This window comes from Paenalicyclobacillus macrosporangiidus (assembly GCF_900116805.1).
GTDB classification, from domain to species: domain Bacteria; phylum Bacillota; class Bacilli; order Alicyclobacillales; family Alicyclobacillaceae; genus Alicyclobacillus_H; species Alicyclobacillus_H macrosporangiidus.
In genome coordinates, this window is record NZ_FPBV01000006.1 from 130560 (window position 1) to 150696 (window position 20137).

The 20137-nt window shown below is 63.5% G+C and carries 21 protein-coding genes and 3 riboswitches; of the genes, 11 read left to right on the forward strand and 10 right to left on the reverse strand.

Translation table 11 applies throughout. The annotated features are described in order from the left end of the window. Window positions 1-73: 73 nt before the first annotated feature. Complete coding sequence (locus BM357_RS07345; protein ID WP_074951126.1) at window positions 74-283, forward strand: hypothetical protein; 210 nt, start codon at window positions 74-76, stop codon at window positions 281-283. Between the two features lie 318 nt (window positions 284-601). Here BM357_RS07345 and BM357_RS19790 read toward each other — a convergent pair whose 3' ends face one another. Next, window positions 602-799 (reverse strand): hypothetical protein, encoded by a 198-nt coding sequence (locus BM357_RS19790; protein ID WP_074951128.1) that lies wholly within the window; start codon window positions 797-799, stop codon window positions 602-604. 213 nt (window positions 800-1012) lie between these two features. Here BM357_RS19790 and BM357_RS19795 point away from each other — a divergent pair, with 213 nt between their 5' ends. Then, complete coding sequence (locus BM357_RS19795) at window positions 1013-1756, forward strand: MBL fold metallo-hydrolase (RefSeq protein ID WP_074951130.1); 744 nt, start codon at window positions 1013-1015, stop codon at window positions 1754-1756. A gap of 14 nt (window positions 1757-1770) precedes the next feature. Here BM357_RS19795 and BM357_RS07360 read toward each other — a convergent pair whose 3' ends face one another. Continuing rightward, on the reverse strand, window positions 1771-2844 hold the full coding sequence (locus BM357_RS07360) for a polysaccharide deacetylase family protein (RefSeq protein ID WP_074951132.1): 1074 nt from the start codon (window positions 2842-2844) through the stop codon (window positions 1771-1773). A gap of 245 nt (window positions 2845-3089) precedes the next feature. Between BM357_RS07360 and BM357_RS07365 the strand changes: the two genes are divergently transcribed. Then, on the forward strand, window positions 3090-3758 hold the full coding sequence (locus BM357_RS07365; RefSeq protein WP_074951134.1) for a TVP38/TMEM64 family protein: 669 nt from the start codon (window positions 3090-3092) through the stop codon (window positions 3756-3758). 12 nt (window positions 3759-3770) lie between these two features. Here the strand turns inward: BM357_RS07365 and BM357_RS07370 are convergent, their stop codons facing one another. From BM357_RS07370 to BM357_RS07385, 4 genes are all read right to left on the reverse strand, one after another. Further along, complete coding sequence (locus BM357_RS07370; protein WP_074951136.1) at window positions 3771-4616, reverse strand: HAD family hydrolase; 846 nt, start codon at window positions 4614-4616, stop codon at window positions 3771-3773. Further along, window positions 4613-5896 carry an ABC transporter substrate-binding protein gene (locus BM357_RS07375; protein ID WP_074951138.1) on the reverse strand — a complete coding sequence of 428 codons (1284 nt, stop codon included), beginning with the start codon at window positions 5894-5896 and terminating at the stop codon, window positions 4613-4615. The genes BM357_RS07370 and BM357_RS07375 overlap by 4 nt, the downstream gene beginning before the upstream one ends. 68 nt (window positions 5897-5964) lie before the next feature. Next, window positions 5965-6771: a carbohydrate ABC transporter permease gene (locus tag BM357_RS07380; protein WP_074951140.1), complete on the reverse strand. Its 807-nt coding sequence runs from the start codon at window positions 6769-6771 to the stop codon at window positions 5965-5967. 12 nt (window positions 6772-6783) lie between these two features. Then, window positions 6784-7668 carry a carbohydrate ABC transporter permease gene (locus tag BM357_RS07385; protein WP_074951142.1) on the reverse strand — a complete coding sequence of 295 codons (885 nt, stop codon included), beginning with the start codon at window positions 7666-7668 and terminating at the stop codon, window positions 6784-6786. Between the two features lie 179 nt (window positions 7669-7847). Here BM357_RS07385 and BM357_RS07390 point away from each other — a divergent pair, with 179 nt between their 5' ends. The 5 genes from BM357_RS07390 to BM357_RS07410 all read left to right on the forward strand — a co-directional run bounded on the left by BM357_RS07390 (window position 7848) and on the right by BM357_RS07410 (window position 13213). Next, a complete protein-coding gene (locus BM357_RS07390; RefSeq protein ID WP_245783889.1) occupies window positions 7848-9176 on the forward strand; it encodes an MBL fold metallo-hydrolase in 1329 nt (442 codons plus the stop codon). Further along, window positions 9173-9991 (forward strand): DODA-type extradiol aromatic ring-opening family dioxygenase, encoded by an 819-nt coding sequence (locus tag BM357_RS07395; RefSeq protein ID WP_074951147.1) that lies wholly within the window; start codon window positions 9173-9175, stop codon window positions 9989-9991. The genes BM357_RS07390 and BM357_RS07395 overlap by 4 nt, the downstream gene beginning before the upstream one ends. A 75-nt stretch (window positions 9992-10066) precedes the next feature. Continuing rightward, window positions 10067-10203, forward strand: a riboswitch (cyclic di-AMP (ydaO/yuaA leader). 97 nt (window positions 10204-10300) lie between these two features. Next, window positions 10301-11452, forward strand: a complete 1152-nt coding sequence (locus tag BM357_RS07400; protein ID WP_074951149.1) for a betaine/proline/choline family ABC transporter ATP-binding protein — start codon at window positions 10301-10303, stop codon at window positions 11450-11452. A 34-nt stretch (window positions 11453-11486) separates the two neighbouring features. Beyond that, window positions 11487-12131, forward strand: a complete 645-nt coding sequence (locus tag BM357_RS07405) for an ABC transporter permease (protein WP_245783883.1) — start codon at window positions 11487-11489, stop codon at window positions 12129-12131. Between the two features lie 137 nt (window positions 12132-12268). Then, a complete protein-coding gene (locus BM357_RS07410; RefSeq protein WP_074951151.1) occupies window positions 12269-13213 on the forward strand; it encodes an ABC transporter substrate-binding protein in 945 nt (314 codons plus the stop codon). An 80-nt stretch (window positions 13214-13293) separates the two neighbouring features. On the opposite strand, the gene queC is transcribed toward BM357_RS07410, so the two are convergent. Beyond that, a complete protein-coding gene (gene queC / locus BM357_RS07415; protein ID WP_425426524.1) occupies window positions 13294-14019 on the reverse strand; it encodes a 7-cyano-7-deazaguanine synthase QueC in 726 nt (241 codons plus the stop codon). Window positions 14020-14094: 75 nt separating this feature from the next. On the opposite strand from queC, the gene BM357_RS07420 reads away from it, so the two are divergent. Continuing rightward, window positions 14095-15069 (forward strand): MBL fold metallo-hydrolase, encoded by a 975-nt coding sequence (locus BM357_RS07420; protein WP_074951155.1) that lies wholly within the window; start codon window positions 14095-14097, stop codon window positions 15067-15069. On the opposite strand, the gene BM357_RS07425 is transcribed toward BM357_RS07420, so the two are convergent. The 3 genes from BM357_RS07425 to BM357_RS19800 all read right to left on the reverse strand — a co-directional run bounded on the left by BM357_RS07425 (window position 15052) and on the right by BM357_RS19800 (window position 17456). Continuing rightward, window positions 15052-16518: an HD domain-containing phosphohydrolase gene (locus BM357_RS07425; RefSeq protein ID WP_074951157.1), complete on the reverse strand. Its 1467-nt coding sequence runs from the start codon at window positions 16516-16518 to the stop codon at window positions 15052-15054. The two genes, BM357_RS07420 and BM357_RS07425, sit on opposite strands and share 18 nt — an antisense overlap. Window positions 16519-16526: 8 nt before the next feature. Beyond that, on the reverse strand, window positions 16527-17198 hold the full coding sequence (locus BM357_RS07430) for a sensor histidine kinase (RefSeq protein WP_074951159.1): 672 nt from the start codon (window positions 17196-17198) through the stop codon (window positions 16527-16529). Between the two features lie 87 nt (window positions 17199-17285). Next, entirely contained in the window at window positions 17286-17456 is a 171-nt protein-coding gene (locus BM357_RS19800; protein ID WP_175511478.1) for a hypothetical protein, read from the reverse strand. 30 nt (window positions 17457-17486) lie between these two features. Continuing rightward, window positions 17487-17581: riboswitch (cyclic di-GMP riboswitch) on the reverse strand. A gap of 246 nt (window positions 17582-17827) precedes the next feature. Here BM357_RS19800 and BM357_RS07435 point away from each other — a divergent pair. Together BM357_RS07435 and BM357_RS20470 are read left to right on the forward strand one after the other, a co-directional pair. Beyond that, window positions 17828-19285, forward strand: a complete 1458-nt coding sequence (locus BM357_RS07435) for an ATPase domain-containing protein (RefSeq protein ID WP_139234607.1) — start codon at window positions 17828-17830, stop codon at window positions 19283-19285. 46 nt (window positions 19286-19331) lie between these two features. Then, a complete protein-coding gene (locus BM357_RS20470; RefSeq protein ID WP_281245573.1) occupies window positions 19332-19931 on the forward strand; it encodes a helix-turn-helix transcriptional regulator in 600 nt (199 codons plus the stop codon). Between the two features lie 113 nt (window positions 19932-20044). Next, window positions 20045-20132: riboswitch (cyclic di-GMP riboswitch) on the forward strand. Window positions 20133-20137 lie beyond the last annotated feature (5 nt).

A 20137-nucleotide genomic window follows, 5' to 3' on the forward strand; every position in this document is an offset into this window, starting at 1 on the left:
CACGATATGTAGAATCATTGGCCATCAGCAATCATAAGTATTCACCATTCAGGGACGGGGAGGAGGGCCATCCATGGCGAAGTTGTCTTCTGAGGTGATCGTCATGCGTCTCGCAAAGCAGGTATTCACCGAAGAAGAGTACCAACGGTTCATGGCTCTGGCAGAACTTCGCGAGCACAGCAATCCGCAAATCCGGGCTGCCGCGAATCTCGAATTACTGAAGATGTCGGAACGCCTGCAGGCTCTACTCGATGCTCGCCACTCACATCTGCATGCCGTTTAACACTTGAAGCCCACTCGCAAGAGTGGGTTTCTTCGTGTTTCCATCATCCCCCTATGGCCAAATCCCCGCAGCACTGCCACGATCGACATAGGTGAGACCTATGCTGTTTACTCCGATCAATTTGTCGGTCTACGACGTGGAGCGTGTCAAGGAGCCTGTACCCGGCGCAGGCACCAGGATCACTGCAGTTGATCCCGACCGATACGTGGTGAGGTGGTTTCTGTACAGGGCATGGGATTAGGTGTGACCCGAATAAGCAGACCCTCGCCGGGTGGCGAGGGTTTTTCATTCGTCGAGGTGTACAATGTAGATAGTTACTCACCATGGGTGTTTCACCTTTCGGTAGAACTTCTCATAATTTTGCCTATGCACCTCGGTCAGGTGCGGATCGTCTTTGAACGCCGGCATGAATTTCATCTCGGTGACGATGGAACAGAAAATTTGCTCCGCGTGAATGCTGCGCTCCACGTAGTGCAACACCGGCGCGTATATGCTGGACATGGCCGGGTACGCCATGCACACCCCTCCTCGTGTGGTCTTGGCCATCCGTCCGGGAGGATGGGTATAGTTACATATATGGCGCCCGGCGGTAGGTGTGCATGGAGGGGGCGTCCCAAGCGTTGGCACCCTGGAACCGGCATGGAACGGGGGACGAATGGGACGGGTGGCGTCCGGGCGGAACGCGGCGGTGCTTCAGATACGACACGAGGTGCGGAAGGTGGGAACAGGATGGAGCTTCACGTGCTCGGATTTTGGGGAACGTACCCTGGCCCTGGCGAGGCGACGACCGGATTCCTGTTGCAGACGGATGAAGGGCGGCAGGTCCTCCTGGATTGCGGCTCGGGCGTGCTCGCCCAGTTGTTCAAAATCACATCGGTGCACGCGTTGGACGCCGTGATTGTCACGCATCACCATTTCGATCACGTTGCCGACCTCGGCGTCCTGCAGTACGCGCTGCTCTTGGCGCGGCTGCGCGGAGAGCGGACCCGCCCGCTGGACATCTACATGCCGCACGGACCGGCGGAGTTGGAGCGAGCGTTCCAGAACGAACCGCTGGCGAACCTGCAGCGGTTGGACGCGTCGTCCCGGCTGGAGATCGCGGGTCTGCAGGCGTCATTCGCCCGCACGGAGCACCCCGTCGAGTGCCTGGCGGTGCGCCTCGAGGGGGATGGAAAGGTGTTCGCCTTCTCCGCCGATTCGGCGCTCTCCCCTGTGCTGGAGCAGGTGGCGCAAGGGGCAGACCTGTTCGTGTGCGAGGCGAGCATGTACGACGGCCAGGAGGAAGAGGCGCGGCAAGCCGGCCACGTCACCGCCCGACAGGCGGGCGAGGTGGCGAAGCTGGCGGGTGCGAAGCGGCTTGCCATCACCCACTATCCTCACTACGGGGATTTGAACACCTTGCAGCGGCAGGCCTCCGAGGGCTTCGGGCGCCCGGTTGAGCGGCTGCACACCCTGCAGCGCCTGATGGTCTGAACCGGTGAGCGGGTTCATCCCCGGGCTGTGTCGAGGATGTCCTTCACCGCCTCCGCGGGCGTGGTGGTGTCGTAGCCGATGTCGATGCGCGGGATGGCGTCCGGTGCGGTCCAGGGCGTGACAGGGCCGGGGGTGGTCGTGTACAGGTAACGATAACCGGCGGACAGCGCGGTGTGCGTCGCCGTCAGGGTCCCCCATCCGTACGGCCAGGCGAGTTGCGTGCACGGCGCGCCGAGATGCTGCTCGAGTTCCTCACGGGCTTTCAGGAAGTCCCCCTGAATGCGCGTCAAGTACTCCCGGCGTGTCTCCATATGGCCATTCACGGGGATGGGCGTGTTGAACGCCGCCACCAGGTGCCCGTTCACGTTGACCAGGTAGTGGCTGTTGTACGTGTGGCTCTGGATCTCCATGCCCGCCCGGTGCATCGCTTCGAGCTGAGCCCACGTCATGTATCCGAGGTTTCCCGCGTGATCCGCGGGTTGGTCGGCCTTGCCGACGATGACGAAAAATGTCCCTTCCATGTGGTGCGCCCGCAGAATGGGCAGGGCGTATTGGTACATGTCTGAATACCCGTCGTCAAAGGTGAGCAGCACCGCGTTGTCCGGAATGTGCGCCCGATGCTGCAGGAATCCTATGAACTGGCGGTTGGTGATGACGTTCAGATGCGCGTGTTCCATCGCGTCGAGGTCGGCTTCGAACTGCGCCGGCGTGATGGTGTAGCGGGACCGGAACGACGGCGAGATGTCATGGAACGTGACGACCACGACCCGGTTCTGGTAGTACACCCCCGGCGGAAGGGCGTCGTAGCCTGCGCTGCCAGGCCGATAGCCCAGGTGGACCTTGTTGGGGCCCGCATCGTTCATCGGATCGTGCGGCGTTCGGTGCACACCCGCCGAACTGCTAGTGCCGGCCACGGTCCCGGCGCCTGGAGCGCCGGGATTCGAAGAGTTTTCAGGCACCGGCGTTGTACCGGCGACGGCGCCCGTTCGGGTCTCCGTCAGGATGGCGCGTTGATCCAGCCACAGTCCCAGCGTGCAAATGCCGCCGAACAGCGCTGCCGCGGCCAGCAGAAAATGTCTGGCTTTCATGGGATGATTCCTCTCTCTCACAGGCGATGTTCCGTGTCGTGGGGTGAACCGCGGCACCTGCAGCGTCATTATAGAGACGGGATGGCGTGTTTGAAAAGGGGGCGTGGGCGCGGGATTCTGAAATATCACAGCGGATGGTTCCGCCCTGCAGGAGTTCGCGCCGTTGCCCCAGAAATGCACGTTTTGGGAAGGCTGGCCCGCCGAACGCGCCGGACGTCTTCGCGGGGGCATCGAGGAGGGGTGGCATGTTCGCGCATTGGATGCACGTCATCCATCAGGGCGGCGCCATGGCTGCCGTGGTGGGCTTCGCGCTGATTGTGGTCGTCTCGTACGTTCCGCTGCTGCCCATCCCCGTCATCGCCGCCGCAATGGGTGCGGTGCTTCCTTATTGGCCGGCGCTGCTCGTCGCTTGGGCAGCGGCGACGCTGGCCGCGGTGAGCAAGTTCTGGCTCGAGCGCCTGTTTTTTCAGAAACACGTCCAGCGCCTGTTTTCGCGTTACAAGGGGTGGGAAGCGCTCGTCCGCTTCCTCGACCGAAACGGGTTCGCAGCGGTGCTGCTCACGCGCCTGGTGCCCATCTTTCCCTCCGCGCTGATCAACTTCGCCAGTGCAGTGACCGGGATCTCCATGTCCGCGTTCACGCTGGCGACGGCCCTGGGCAAATTGCCGGCCATCATGACGTTTACCTTGGCGGGACACCACTTGCACAAGCATGTCTGGGTCACCGGCGTCCTCGTCGCCTTGTACATCTTGATTGTCGGATGGGTGGGGTGGCGCCTGAAACGTGCGCTGTCGGAGCGGCCGGCTGCGCAGGAGGCCGGGCAGCCGGAGGCGAAGGAGAACGCGCATGCTGCGTCCCATAACCCGGGGACACCGCGGGACCCCGGGGACGGGGGCGGGCCCCCCGAGGGGTGACCCGCGTGTGGTTCAGCGTCGCCCCGGGCTGCAGAGATCGGTGACATGCCGCAGAACCTTGGCCACGTCCGCAGGGCGCGCCACCTGCACCGTGACATCCGGTCTGGGTTGTCTCAGGTAGCGGTCAATGTATACGGTCGCCATCCCGAGTGCGGCGGCGGGCGCGATCTCGTTGCGATAGTGATCCCCGATGCTGACCATCTGTTCGAACGGCACTTGAAATTGTTCTTGGAACCGCGTGAAGTGCTCGCGAGCGAGATGCTGCTTGCGGGCGTTGAACACCTCCACGTCAAACGCGCCCGTCAGGTCGAGCTTGGCGAGGATCTTGCGGCTGTCCGGCTCCGGGCTGTTCGTGGCGAGGGCAAAGCGGCGCCCCAGCGCGCGCAGTCCGTCGATGGCCGCGCGCAGCCCGGGAAGCGGCCGCATCTGAAACTCGGGCGATTCCATGTGGGCGCGCGTGGCGAGAAACGCCGCCTCAACCTGATCAGGCTTGGCACCGTGGTGGAGGCCGGCGGCCATGTAGATACCCCACGGATCGTCCATGTGCGCGAGGTGGGCGGAGGGGGAGGCGGACACCGGCTCACCGGTCCAGGTATAGGCCCGCTCTCCCTTGAAGATCAGGTCCTGCTCTGCATCGTAGCTCGATCCGTAGGTCAGCGTATGCCGGCCTGACAACGCCGCTTCGACGTCGGCGGCAAAGGCCTGCGCCCGTTCCGGGGTCAGCGCGCGCGCGATCTGCTCCTCGTAGAAGCGGAAGTGATCCGTCTCCTCGTAGACGGTGCCATCGAGATCGAAAATGAACAGCCGGCAGCCGGCCAGGCGCTCCAAGCCGGCCGCCGGCACCCCGACCCCCGTCATTTGCCCGCCAACGCCTGGGTGATGGCGTCCACGCTCTTCTTCAGGGTATCGTCCACACTCTGCTTGCCGGCCAGCATGTTGCCGATCTGTGTCGTAACGTCGTTCTGGCCGGAGTACAGCTCGGCGAGCCGGGGCGAGAAGTAGGCATTCTCCAATTCACCGGGTGCCACCCCGAGGTTCGGGTTCTGGCTGACGACGGCTTTCCACGCTGGGTCGTCGAGGGCGCTCTTGCGTACCGGCAGGTAACCGGTTGCCTTGGCCCACTCGATGGTGTTGTCCTTCGAGATCAAGAAGTCGAGGTACTTGGCGGCCGCCTGCTGCTGTTCCGGCGTGGCGTCCTTGAACAGGACGATGTTCGTCCCGGCGGTGGGCACCGCCTTCTGCACGTCTCCCGGCAGAGGCGCCACTTTGAATTTGACATTCTTGATGAACGACATGGAGGCGGTGGAGTCGAGGTCCATCGCGTATTTGTGGGTGTTGAACCCATCCGACAGATAGGCGTTGCCGCCAATGGCCGTCGCGGCCTTGTCGTCGATGACCAGCTTGCGCATGAACGACAGCGCCTTCTTCCCCGCGTCGTCTCCGAACGCCGCCTGCTTCTGGTCGTCTGTCAACACCTTGCCGCCCGCCTGGCGCAAGAGCATCTCAAAGGTGTAATAGTTGCCCTGGAAGGCCAAGCCCGGGATGCCGGTCGCCTTGGTGATCTGGATGGCGTCCTGTTCCAGCTCGTCCCAGGTGGCGGGCGGTTTGGTGATGCCGGCCTTCGCGAAGTCATCCGGGTTATAGAACAGGACGTAGGCCGATTTATTGAACGGGACGGAGACCAGCTTGCCGTCGTACGAATTGTCGTCCTTCCAGATTTGAATGAGGTCGTCGACGGTCTCCTTGGGGAGCAGATCTTGGACGGGTTGAAGCAGGCCGTTGTTGTAATACTCGGTCTCCCACGTCTCCTGCACCTGGGCGAGGGTCGGCGGCTTATGGGCCGCGATGGCGGCCGTCAGCTTTTGTTTCTGAGTCGTGTAGCTGCCGTTGTACACCAGCTCCACCTTGATATTCGGGTTCTGTTGCTGGAACTGGTCGGTCAGTTTTTTCAACTCGTCCCCCAGCGCGCCCGGCATCGCCTCGTAGAAGGTGATGGTCACCTGGCCGGCGGGTGCCGTACCGGCCGTCGCGTTGCCGGAGGTGTTCGCCGCATTTCCGGGCGCCTGGCCGCCGCAGCCTGCGACCAGTGTGGTGCTGAGCACCACCGCTGCACCGGTGGCCAACCAACGCTTTTTCATCGGTCACAACTCCTTTTTGCCCTCAGGTTCCCCGTCACGGGGAAGGGCATTCTATCGGCAAAACGCGCTCATTTGATGCCTGAGCGCGCGATGCCCTCAATGAAGTATCGCTGTCCGAACAAAAACAGGACAATGAGCGGCAGCACACTGAAAGTGGCGGCAGCCATCAACTGGTTGTACACCGTGCCCACGTCGGACGAGAAGTTGATGAGCCCGACGGGCAAGGTGTAGTAGTCGGACGAATTGGCGATGATCAGCACCCACAAGAAGGCGTTCCAAGCTCCGACGAATTTGATCAGCGCCGAGGTGATCCAGATGGGTTTGGAGATCGGCATGATGATGCCGAACAGGGTGCGAAGCGGGCCGCATCCGTCCAGTTCCGCGGCTTCGAACACCTCCCGGGGCAGTCCAAGGAAGAACTGACGCATGAGGAAGATGGTGAACACGCTCACCAGCCAAGGGACAATCAGACCCGGGTAGGTGTTCAGCCAGTTCAGGGTGCTGATGGTGATGTAGTTCGGGATGAGCAGGACTTCGCCGGGGACCATCATCGTCGCCAGCAGAGCGACGAAGAGGACGTTCTTGCCGAAGAACTCCATCCGGGCGAAGGCGTACGCGGCCATGGCACCGAACGTCAGGTCAAATACCGTCTCCAACGCCGAGACGAAAAAGCTGTTCCAGAAATAGCGGGCGAAGGGCGCGGAGGCCCAGGCTTTGGCGTAGTTGTCGAACGCCCAGTGCTCCGGGAACAGGTGCGGGATGGCGCTGAGGACCTCTGCATCCGGTTTGACGGAGGTGGAAAGCATCCACAGGAAGGGGCCCAGGACGAACAGGGACAACAGGATCAACACCAGGTACACCCAGACCTTCTTCATCTCTCCCACCCCCTATGCCTCATAGTGGACGCGGCGAGAGAGCGCCATCTGCGCCAGGGTGAACACGAAGACGATGAGAAACAGTACATAGGCCGAGGCGCAGGCGTATCCCATCCGGTAGTCGCCGAATCCTTTGGTGAACATGTAGTACAGGAGCGTCATGCCGCTGTTGTTCGGTCCCGCAGTCTCACCGTACAGCACGTAGATCTGCAGGAACACCTTGAAGGCCTCGATGGTCGTGAGGATGAGCAGGAAATAGGTCGTCGGTGACAAGAGTGGCAGCGTGATGCGGGCGAACTTCTGCCACGGCGTCGCGCCGTCCACGTCGGCTGCCTCGTAGTACTCCCGACTGATGTTCTGCAATCCCGCGAGGAAGATGACGGCGACGTAGCCAAGATTCTGCCAAACGCCGATGGTGATGATATTGAACAACGTCCAACGGGGGTCGTTCAACCAGTCTTGCGGATGCAGGCCGGCGCGCTCCAGAAAGTAATTGAGGAGTCCGAATTGGTCGTTGAAGATCCACTGCCACACGATTCCAGTTGCTGCGAGAGAGGTCACGTATGGGATGAAAAAGGCGGTGCGGAAGAGCGGCAACAGCCGAATCTTTGCGTTCAGCAGCACTGCGGTCAGCAAACCCAGGGCCAACACGATGGGCACGAAGAACACCACGTACAGCACTGTGTTCTTGAGGGCGGTGTGGAACAGCGGGTCTTCGAAGATGTAGACGTAGTTCTGCAGCCCGACGAACGGTTTGTTGGCGGACAGCATGTCCCACTTATAGAAACTGATGATAAACGAGTCCACAATGGGGTAGACGACAAACACGCCGATCAGTACAAGCGTCGGAAGCAGCATCAGGTACGCTGTGACACTCCGTCGCAGCCGGAAACTCATCCAATTCCCCCCTGTCTGTCCACCGACTTTATCCTAGTGCACCGGCGCGGGGGCAGGCAAGAGAAAATCTCGTTCGGATGGCCGAATTTACAACAATTTAATATGATACGGTGGTATAATAAAATGCTACCCGTATTTCGTTGTTTCCGCAGAGATGAGGAGTGACGCGATTGAGCCGTGTGACCTGGCAGTTCTTCCAGGGTATCGGAACCATCGGCGGCACGGTCATTCGGATTGCGGTGGACGGACACCGCCTGTTGTTCGACATGGGCCGCGTCTTTAGTCCGGCCGTCCCGGTGTTCGATTCTGTGCTGGCTGCCCGGGGCATCCGGGACCTGCAGCGGATGGGCCTGGCGCCATGCATTCCGGGGCTGTTTGAGGGAGACGGCACCGACGCTCCGGCCGGCGTACGGACGATGGTGGCCATCAGCCACTCCCATCTGGATCACACTGGACTGCTGCCCTACCTGCGCGAGGACATCCCTGTCCTGCTCACCGAGGACACCCATCGGCTGCTACGGGCGTTGGACGAGGTGCTCGACGGGCCCCGGCGGAACCTCGCCTATCAGCCCGTCCCCTGCGGAGAGACGGTTTCGTTTGGGCCCATGCGGATCACGCCGGTGGCGGTCGATCACGATACACCGGGCGCATGTGGATTTTTCATCGAGACGCCGGAGCTTCGCTTTGTGTATTCGGGAGACCTGCGCCTGCACGGCGCCCATCCGGAGCGGACCCGGGATTTTGCCAGAGCGGCGCGCGCGTTCAGGCCGGATGTGCTGTTCATCGAGGGTACGCGGGCGGACACCGAGGACAACAGCCAGACGCTGTATGAGGCCGAACTCGCCCGGCATGCGGCGGAGGTCATGCAAGCTGCGGAGGCAGGCGTGTACTTCACCTTCTATCCGCGCCACCCGCAGCGCGCGGAAGCGTTTCACGAGGCGGCGCGCGCGAGCGGCCGGCGGTTGCTGTTGTCCGCGCCGAGCGCGTATCTGTACGCCGCGTTCGGCGGCGATCTGTCGGACATCGCGATCTACGGCGGCGGCGAGGAGTCGTGGACGGAAGCGGCGCGGGCCTTCGTGACTGCGCATGGCTTCGAGGTGGTGCGTCCCGCGGAGCTCCGCGGGCGAGAGCACGCGTTTGCGGTCGAGCTGGGATACGAGCGGTTCATCGACTGGATCGACATCGATGCGAAGCCGGGCGGCGTGTTCATCCATTCCAACGGCAGCCCGCTCGGGCCGTATGATCCGGCGTGGAACAACATGCTGCACTGGCTCGAGGTGTTCGGACTGAGGCTGGCGTTGGTCGGGTCCACCGGGCACGGGGCGCGGGACGACATCCTGTCCATCGTGGAGACCATCCAGCCGCGCGTGCTGATGCCGATCCACTCGATGAACCCGGGCCGCATCGGGTTGCCCACCGTCCCGCGGATCCTGCCCGCCTACGGACGGATCTACACCGCGGACGATTTGACAGGGGCAATCCCGCCCACCGAGGAGGAATTGCAGTGAATCCGTTTGTCTTCGCGTGCATCACGCCGCACGGCTCCGAGATCATCGAACGTTTGTCGAAACCGGATCCTCGGCTCATGGAGCGGACGCGGCGGAGCCTGGAGAGGCTCGGGCAGCGGATGCAGGAGGCCGCCCCAGAGACATTGGTGGTGCTGACCCCGCACGGCATTCGCCTGGACGGGTTGTTCGCCGTCTCGGACAGCGAGCGCATGGCGGGGGAGGTGGAGGATCACGGCGAGAGGGTCACGATGGAACGGCGGGTCGACCGCACCTTGGCGCGCGCCATCGTCCAGTCCGCCCGCGGCCTCGGTTTGCCCGCCGCGGCGGTCAATTACGCCACTGCGGAAGGGCCGCTGTCCTGCCTGCCGCTCGATTGGGGCGCCATCGTCCCGCTGTGGTTCATGCCCGAGGTGCCCATCGTGGCGATCACGCCGACACGTCAACGTTCGTTTGCAGATCAAATCCGCTTCGGAGAGGCGCTGGCCAGGGCCGTGGCGGCCTCCGGCAAGCGCGTGGGGTTGATCGCCAGTTGCGACTGGGCCCACGCCCACCGCGAGGACGGGCCGTACGGTTTCCATCCGGCGGCCGCACAGTTGGACGCGCAGGTGTTGGAATGGCTTCAGGCGGACGACCTGGAGGCGTTGGCAGGGCTCGATCCGCAGTTTGTCGATGACGCCAAACCGGACGGCGTCTGGCAGGCGTTGATCCTGGCCGGCGCAATGCCGAAGGGATCCAGGCGGGTCGAGGTGTGGTCGTACGAGGTGCCGACGTACTTCGGCCTGATCTGCGCCGCCGTCCATCCGGCGGCCGGATGAGGCGATTCGTTGGGAAGTCGACATAAAAGATTGACGCCGCCGTCACCATCTGTTATAACAAAACATAAAATACCATAGCAGAACATGCTGAATTCCCGAGAGGGAAACGGGGGAACCGACTCATGGGGTGAATCCGCGCCGCACGGTGCGGACGGGCAATCTCCTAAGCCCGAACCCGACAGCTAACTTCGTAAGCATTTAGGAGACTGCTTGGCTTGTATCAAGCGGATGCGTTCAACGTGCAAATCTGCACATCCCCGTAGGCGTGCCTACGGGGTTTTTTGGCATCCGAAAGGAGGGAGGGCTCCCATGTTATCGTTTCAGGACGTGTGCAAGCGATATCCGGATGGCACCACGGCGGTCGACCAGTTGTCGCTCGACATCTCCCACGGCGAACTGGTGGCGCTCATCGGCCCATCCGGTTGCGGCAAGTCGACCACGCTGCGGATGGTGAACCGGTTGGTGGAACCGTCGTCAGGCACCATCCTGGTGGACGGCCGGGACAACCGGGCGTACCATCCGGTGGAACTGCGACGGCGCCTGGGCTACGTCATCCAGCAGGTCGGTCTCATGCCTCATCTGACCATCGCGGAGAACATCGCCTTCGTCCTGCGGCTGCAAGGGGTGGCGCCCAAACAGCGACGAAGGCGGGCCGAAGAGCTGATGCACTTGGTCGGGCTCGATCCCGGACTGTACCTCGACCGGTACCCTCGCGAACTCAGCGGCGGACAGCAGCAGCGCATCGGTGTGCTCCGGGCGCTGGCCCACGACCCCGACATCATCCTCATGGACGAACCGTTCGGCGCTCTCGACCCCCTCATCCGGGAACAGCTCCAAGATGAACTGAAGCGGCTGCAGAAGACGGTGCACAAGACCATCCTGTTCGTCACGCACGACATGGACGAAGCGCTGCGCATCGCGGATCGCATTGTGCTGATGCGCGACGGGCGCATCGTGCAGGCGGCGGAACCCGAGCAGATGCTGCGCGCGCCGGCGGACGCGTTTGTCGCCGAGTTCATCGGGCGGCACCGGATGCTTCGGCAGGCCAGCGAAGTGGCCGTGGCGGATGTGATGATTGACAACCCGGTGACGATGGAGGTGCACGCGGGACTCGCGCAGGCGCTGGAGCGGATGCGCCAGCGGCGGGTGAACAGCGTGATGGTGGTCGACAGCGGCGGCCGGTTTGCCGGCGTCGCCCGGCTGGAGGACGTCACGCGCGCGCTGGAACAGGGCCTCCCGATGCGCGTGGGCGATGTGGCGCGCTGGGCTCAGACCGCGGTGCACCCGGACGATCCTGCGCTGAACGCGATGCGCCAGATGTTGTGGTACCGCGTGGACGCCGTTCCGGTGGTGGCCGAGGACGGGACCCTGGCAGGACTGGTGACGCGAAGCGCGCTCGCCGGGGTGTTGGACGACGCCCTCCGCGTGACGGGGGCGGAGCCCTTGGCGGAGGCGCGGTGAGGGGGACCCATGTTCATGGAAGGAGGGGATTTCCGTGTGGCAGGACCTGTGGCAGTACTTTTCGACGCACGGGTACGAGGTGTGGATGCTGACGCTGCAGCAGTTGTACATCGTGGCCATTCCGATGTGCGCCGCCATTCTGGTGGCGGTGCCGTTGACCATCGTGGCGACACGCGTCCCGCGGCTGTATCCGTGGGTGATTGGCATCAGCAACGCCTTTCAGACCATCCCCAGTATGGCCCTGTTGGTGCTGATGATCACCATCGGGCTCGGCATCGGGTTGCTCCCTGCGGCGGTGGCCCTGTTCGTCTACGCCCTGATGCCGATTGTGCGCAACACCTACGTCGGCATCGCCGGGGTGGCGCCGGAGGTGAAGGACGCGGCCATCGGCATGGGCGCGACGAAGTGGCAACTGCTGTGGCTCGTGGAGCTGCCGCTGGCGTTGAAGGTGATCATCGCGGGCATCCGCTCATCGCTGGTGGCGTCCATCGGTTTCGCCACGTTGGCGGCGCTCATCGGCGCCGGCGGGCTCGGATCTCTGATTCTGCAGGGGCTCGGCATGGCGGATAACGCCATCGTCCTGGCCGGGACCATTCCGGCGGTGATCATGGCGTTCGTCGCGGAGTTCGTCATGGGGCGCCTCGAGCGTTGGCTCACGCCGAAGGGCCTGAGGGGGTGATGGGAGACGCAAACGGACACCGCGCGTGTGGCGGGAGGGGTGGGATTGGATGACGTGCACCGCGTGGATGGCATGCGCGGCGCGGGTTGCGCGCAGCGCGTGCACCGCGGGCCAAGAATTCGTTTGGGGGTGAGGATTTGACACGTCAAACGCGGGTACTGGCCACCTCAGGGATGTTCGCCATCGCCGCGGTGACGGTTGCGGGGTGCGGGGCCTCCGCACAGCCCGGGGGCGAGGCGAAACCCGGGCAGGTGACCGAGATCACCATCGCGGCGCAGGACTTTTCCGAGCCGTTGATTGACGATTACATCATCAAAGATCTGATTGAGGCGAAGACGTCCATCCGGGTGACCATCAAGAAGACATCGGGCGCCTCCGGGCTGATGCACTCCATGCTGCAGCAGGGCGACATCCAGATGTATCTCGGATACGACGGGACGGAGTTCACTGGTCCGCTCAAACAGTCCTATACGGGGGAATATGCCGGCCATCCGGACAAGGTCACCCAATACGTGAAGGATCAGGAGATGAAGCAATTCCACGCGTGGGTGTCGCCGCCGCTGGGCTATGAGGACACGTACGCGCTGGCGGTGACCGAACAGACGGCGGAGAAAGACCACCTGAAGACGGTCTCCGACGCCGTACCGTACGCGAAAGATTGGGTGCTGGCGACCGATTCGACCTTCCAGGCGCGCCAAGGGGACGGCCTGCCCGGATTTGAGCAGGCGTACGGGATACAGTTCAAGTCGGCCAAGTCGATGAGCTACGACGTGATGTACCCGGCGCTGCAGCAGGGGGCGGTCGACGCCGCCATCGTGTACTCGACCGACGGGCGCCTCAAGAAGTTGCATGAGGTGCCGCTGGTGGATGACAAGCATTTCTTCCCGCCCTATCATGCTGTGATCATCGCCGACGCCAATACCTTCCAGGCGGCGCACCTCGATCAGGTGTTGGCGCCGCTGTGGGGCGCTATCACGACAGACGACCAGATGCAGATGAACTACGAGGTCGACGTGCTGAAGAAGAACCCGGCAGACGTGGCACACGACTTTCTGGTCGACAAGGGGCTCATCCACCGATAGCGCGCCACAGCAGGCGCGGGGGCCGGCCGCGGAGGCGGCCGGCGTTTCTTATGGTGCGACCGGCCGGTCACCCCACCCCGTTATGCATGCCCTCGCTGCTCCCGCTCCTGGAGGTACGCTTCGAGCCCCCGGTTGCGCAGGATGCACGCCGGGCATGTGCCGCAGCCGGCGCCGATGACGCCGTTGTAGCAGGTGAGGGTTTTGTCGCGAACGAGATCGAAACAGCCGAGCTCGTCCGCCAAGGCCCACGTGTCCCGCTTGGTCAGCCACATCAGCGGGGTGTGAATGACGAACTCATAGTCCATCGCCAGGTTGAGCGTGACGTTCAGCGATTTGATGAACACGTCCCGGCAATCGGGGTAGCCGCTGAAATCGGTCTGGCACACACCGGTGACCAGATGGCGGGCTCCCCGTTGCTTGGCGAGGATGGCGGCGAAAGACAGAAACAGGAGGTTGCGCCCGTCCACGAAGGTCGAGGGTAGTTCGCCTTCCTTGTGTTCGATCTCGATGTCGCGCCGGGTCAGGGCGTTCGGCGCCAGTTGGCTGAGCAGGCCGAGGTCGAGGATGTGATGGGGGACACCCAGTTCTGATGCGATGTGCTTGGCGCACTCAATCTCCAGTTCGTGCCGCTGGTTGTAGTGGAAGGTCACCGCTTCCACGTGGCCGAAGCGGCGCATGGCCCATACGAGGCACGTGGTGCTGTCCTGGCCGCCGCTGAACACGACGACGGCGCGCTGGTCCTGATGCATTCGGATCCCTCCCGACAATCTGCGCCCATTATGCACCATCCGGCCCGCGGCGTCCATGTGCCGCGCGGGCGGTTGGGATACAATAGCCCTCGGGACGGTTTTTCGGCAAAGCGTTGTGGAAAGGTGACCGTCATGTTGAAGTGGCTGCTCGGAGGTCTGGGACTCACGCTCTTGTGTCTGGTTGGCCTGTTGGGTTGGCAGGTCCGCCGATTTCGGCGCGGGCTGCCGCATCCGCCCTACAGGTCACCGGCCCTGCACCCGCGGGTGGATGCTTGGCGGGACGACCGGGTGCAGGTGTGTTGGGTCGGGCACTCCACCCTGTACATCCGATGGAACGGGCTCGGTATTCTGACGGACCCCGTATTCTCCGAACGGGCCGGTGCGTGCCTGCCGGGCGAGGTGGTGATCGGTGTGCGCCGTCACACGGCACCCGCCCTGCGCCTGGAAGAGGTCGCTGGACGGGTGGACGTCATCCTGTTGTCCCACGCGCATATGGATCATTTCGATATTCCTTCTCTGCGCCGACTCGCGCGTCCGGATGTGACCGTCGTGACGGCGTCCGGGACCGGACGGCTCCTGCGCCGGATGCGGTTTGGACGGGTCGTCGAACTGTCGCCTCCGGAGTCCGCGGAACTGGCGGCGGGGCTGGTCGTCACCGCGCTGCCGGTGCGGCACTGGGGGGCCCGGTTCCCGTGGAACCGCGACTACGGCTGGAACGGCTACCTGCTGGAGAAAGACGGCGTCCGGTTGTTGTTTGCCGGAGACACCGCGTACACGCCCGCCTTTCAGGATCTGGCGGAGGCGGGACCGGTGGACATCGTCTGCATGCCCATCGGCGCATACAATCCGTATGTGTACAATCACTGCACGCCGGAGCAGGCCTGGCAGATGTTTGAGGAAGCGGGCGGGCGGTGGCTCATCCCGATACACTGGGATACGTTCGTGCTCTCGCGCGAGCCGGTGGAGGAACCGTTGCATCGGCTGTTGGCGGCCGCCGGTCCCCGGCAGGACCGGGTGGCGATTCGGCGCCACGGGGAGGTCTTCACCCTCCCGGGGCCGGTTCCGGGGGATGGCCAAATGCAGGCGCCGTCAAGCGTGAAAGCGTGACTCGAGCGCGGCCACGATGGCGGCGTCGTACCAGGTGCCGGATCGTTCGGCCAGTTCCGCCATCACCTGGCTGTGGGGGAGGTCGCGCAGGGTCACGCCGGTGGCGTAGTGATCCGCCACCGCGAAGACCCTGGCCAACGGGTGGATCTCGTCTCCCCGTTTGCCCGCGGGGTACCCGGAACCGTCGACGTGTTCGTGGTGATCGGAAATGACGCTCAGGACCTCGCTCGGAATGCCCAACGGGAAGAGCATTCGGACGGACAGCACGGGATGCTGCTGGTAGTCCCGCCACGCTTCCGGGGATCGCAAGGGATCTGCCAGCACCTCCGGCTCGACCGCCGTGAGTCCGTAGTCGGCAAACCGGCAGGCATACGTCAACGTCTGGCGATCCTCGTCAGGGAGGCCGAGGGCCTCGGCGATCTCGCGGGCGTACTGGACCCTCGTATCCAACAGGGCCGAGAATCCGGGTTGCAGCACCTCCTGTGCATTCAGCACCTCGAGCCAGGTGAGAAAGCGGGAGACGTCCTCCCGGCCCAGCCCGGGCAGAATTTGCCCGCTCCCGCGCGGAGGCATCGGCCGTTGGCGCAGGTGATCCAGTTCCGCCTGCACCTGCATCCACTCTCGCCACATCTCCATGCGGCCGAACATGAGCTGCGATTTTTCCATCAACCGCATCGCCAACGCGCGCTCGCCGGCTCGTTCCGCGAGCAGGGCGAGAAGCCGGCAGAAGCGGGAGATCTCGCGCTTGGCGTTGTGCATCACCGACGACCACACCTGCGGCAGGGCCGCGCAAGCCCAGTGCAGGCCTGACGCGACGTCGTTTTGCAGCAAGTACAGCCGGCTCAACTCGGTGTACGCGTGCAGAGCGAGCTCGCTCTCCGACGTGACCGCGCGCAAGAGAAACGTCTTCGCCTCTTCGTAGCGGCCCAACTCGATACAAAAGACGCCGAGATTGAGGTACAGTTCATCGTGGCCGTCCTTCAGGCCGGCATCGGTGAACGCCTCCAAGCTCCGAAGCGCACTCTCGTATCCCTCCGAGTAAAAGCCGTTGATCCACTGGACGTCGCTCAGATTGTTGTATAATACCCCACGCAGATCGGGCGTGAGGTACGCGTCGTATTGGGACAACACGTCGGTGATGAGGCGGTGGGCTCGGTCCGGATCGATGTAGCGGTAGGCCACCGCCAGGTTGGTGTTATACCGGACGGCGCACGCCGGGGGAACCTCCGCAGCAGCAGCATTGGAGAACCAGCGCACGCTTTCTTGATAGCGACCCAACCCTAAATACGCGCGTCCGATATGGTGATACACCTCGGCGCGGACGCTCGGATCAGGGCAATCAGGTGCTTCATCGGGGCGCAACTCGTCGAGCGCCGCGTGGAGCAAGTAGCGGCGAATGAGAGACACGCCGCGGTGCAGGCGCACCTCCCAATCGGTTGGGGTGGACACGGCCCTCCTCATCCCTCTCCGTACACCGGGATGCCAAATGTGAACTGGCTTCCCTGCCCGGGGGCGGATTGGATGACGAGCCGCCCGCCGAGGTAGGCGGCTCGCTCTCGCATGCCGGCGATGCCATACCGGCCGGCCGGGATGGACGTGGGATCAAATCCTTTGCCGTCGTCCTGAATCCGAATGAACAACTCAGGGCCGCAACGCGTCAAGCTCACCTGCACACGAGATGCCGCGGCGTGTTTATGGATGTTTTGGAAGACCTCTTGCACCAGCCGGTAGATGGCGACCTGTTTCGCCGGGGCAAAGTTGTCGTGCACATCGGGCGCCACCGTCAGGTCGATGGTCAGGTGCCAATCGTCCTGCAGACGGCAGCAGAGTTCGGTGACGGCCTTCACCAACCCGACTTCGTCGATGGCCACCGGACGAAGGTCGTAAATCAACCGGCGGATGCTGTTGACAATCCCGATGACACGGCTGTTTAGCCGGGCCAGTTCGGCTTCCGCGAGTTCTGGCGTGGTTTTGAGCATGCGCTGGATGATCTCCAAGCGCATGCTCACATTCGTGATGTCCTGCGCCGGGCCGTCGTGAAGATCACGCGCGATGCGTCGGCGTTCTTCTTCAATCAGGCGAATGGCTTGATCCGTGCGGTCGTAGACCGGCAGCTCCCCATGTTTCATGTTCACACCATACCTCTGTGGCCGACAGGCGGCCTTCTCTCTTTGTGCTTGACATTAGTGTACAGCACAAAGGCGGATGGTGCGAACTCATTCAACGACGATGGGCAGGGTGCTATCCGGTGTGAACGTGCCGGAACCAGATGTGGAACCAGATGTTTGTGATGTCGTGGTGGACGTGTTGGTCGCGGCGAGAGCCAACGGCGCACTGGTGGTGAGAAGCGACAAGGCGGCCACTGCAGAGAGGAAGATTCGTTTCATTGGGACATGCTCCTTTCTGACGGGTAGGAATCCGACAACCCGGCTGCCATGGCGGTTCCCGGGATACCGCTGTAGGCCCGTGGCTTTGCGTCCCAGCCTTTCGGACTGGTTTGCCTTTGTCATCATCCTAGCTTGGAAATCATTCGGTGTCAAGAAGAAATCATAGAATTCTGAGGATGATTTTTTCGACATTTATCGAGTACAGTCAAACCAGGACATACCATCCCTTGGCCGGGTGACGTGGCGACAGAACAGGCGGGGGGGCGGGGACATCGTGGGGATGACGGGACAACTCGGCTGGCCGGCCCGGAAAAAGAGAATGCCTCGGGAAGCGCGTGGCAGAGGACGGCCGGCTCACAGGAACGTCGGTGATGCATGTGAAGGACCTGGTGGAAACCGGGATTCCAGGACTGGATCAGATACTGCACGGCGGTATCCCAGCCGGTTCCGCGGTCGTGGTCGAAGGCCGGCCCGGGACCGGCAAGACCGTGTTGGGGATGCAGTATCTGTACGCGGGCGCATTGCGCGGTGAAGCGGGCGTCTACATCACGTTCGACATCCTGCCCGAACAGCTCTATACAGAGGCGGCCACCTTCGGGTGGGACCTGAGAGCGTTCGAGGACAGCGGCGTACTCCGTGTGGTCTGCACCACACCTGAGGCGTTTATGGCTGTGGCCCGGACGGATGAAGGGTGGTTCGAGGCGCTGGTCAGCACGCCGGATTGCCGGCGGATGGTCATCGACAGTGTGAGTGCGCTGCTGGAACGGGTGGCGACAAGGCCGGGAGAGCGAGACGTTTTGCGCGGCTTGCGCGGCATCCTCCGCCGTTACCGGTTGACGACGTTGTTGATCCGGGACGGCGAAGCGGATGATCCCGGCCCTGAACATTATCTCGCCGACGGTCTCCTTCGCCTCGGCACACGTCCTCAAGGGGAGAATTTCTGCGAGCGAACCCTGTCGGTCGTGAAGATGCGGGGAATGCCCGCCGAGGTGCGCACGTGTGTGATGCGCTTCACCCCCGGCGGGGTTATGGTCGTGCCGCCGGCCGGCATGGGTATGCCGCCGGTCCTGCAGGACGATGTCCGCCCGTCGGGGCGCGACGGCGACAGACCGGTTCCCATCCACCCTGTGCGCGGTGCACCGGAGGGGGGCATGGATGCGGACCAGCTGCTGGCGTGGGCTCTCCCGCACGGGAGCGTCCTGTTCCTCGACGTGGACGGACGCGTGCAGTACCGGCCGTTGCTGCCCTGGATGATCCGCCGCCGGATTGCGGACGGCGATGACGGTTTTCTCATCACGCTGACCGATTGGGCAGGGCTTCCGGACCTGTTGGCTGAATCCGCCGAGCTGGTGGCCTGGTGGCCGCAGGGACGCTTGTATGTCACCGGACCGCCCGGCGGCCGTCGGCGCGTGGCGGGGAGCGCGGTCGTGCGTGACCCGCTCCGTGCGGCGGGCGATGCATCGGAATGGTCGGTGATGCTGCGGATGTTCCGTCTCCTCGTGCGTGAAACGCGCCGCGGGAGGCGTTGGTTCATCTGGATAGACACGAATGCCGCCGTCGGCCTGTGGAGCGTTGGCCATTTCGCCGACCGTCTTCCCACCGTCGTGCGTGTCCTGCGCTCGCTCGGGGTGACCACGGTTTTGGTAGGGGATTCCGGAACGCTGGGCGGCGGGGTGGCGGAGCGGATCACGGGCTTGGCCGACAGCGTGGCCCGCATGTGGTCGACGGTCGACTATCAGTATCTGCAGGTCGTCAAGTCGGCCAGCGGGCGTACGTCGGCCCCGTATATTGTGCAGATGGGCGAAGATCTCACCGTCCGTTTGCTGTAGGCCCGGCTGTGGCCGGCCGGGAGGTTTTCCATGCGGGGGGATGAAGGTGCAGGCGCGACAACCACCCAAGAACGTGTGCCGGCAGGCTCGCTCGGACCTGCGGTCCGCGACGGCATGCCTCCATTTGTTCCAGAGAAACCCGTCCTTGTTCGATACGGCGGACGGCATCGCGTCCCGCCTCGGCCGTGAGGGAACGGCGGTGGCCCGGGCCTTGGAGGACTTGGTCCGGCAATCGCGCGTGTGGGCCTGCCGCGTCAGCGGTCTGACGCTATACGCCGCTCCCCTTCGGAACGCGGCACCGGGGCAAGTCCAGGAATCGGGTCTCTCGTACGTACCGGGCGACGCCACGGAGGCGGAGTCCGGCAGACCGGTGCATGACGGGGCCAGGACCGGGGCCGTCCCGCCGGTGGCAGCGGAGGTGGCCGTCAGTCTGGAGGCGGCGGGGGTACCGCCGCGCGTCGCCTTGACGGAACGGGAACGGGAGGTCCTGTCGCTGGCAGGGCAGGGCTACACGAACCGCGAGATCGCCCGGAAGCTGCACATCAGCGCGCACACCGTGAAAAACCACATGAGCAGCATCTTTCGGAAATTGGGGATCCGTGACCGGAGGCAGTTGCTCCTGGCCCGTCACGACCGGCTTTCCTAGGAAACCGGGGACAGGACGACGATAGAAAATAGGAAAGATGGCGGATGGGTTCGGTCTATCAAATCGACAATAATCGACGATGATCGACGCGGCCTCGAGCGCCACAACCGCATACCGCATCAGGGCAAATCAACGGAAACGTTGAGACGCAAAGCCACGGGTCTACGGACGCGCGCCGTCTATGATCGCCGGGTTGCCGCAGGCGG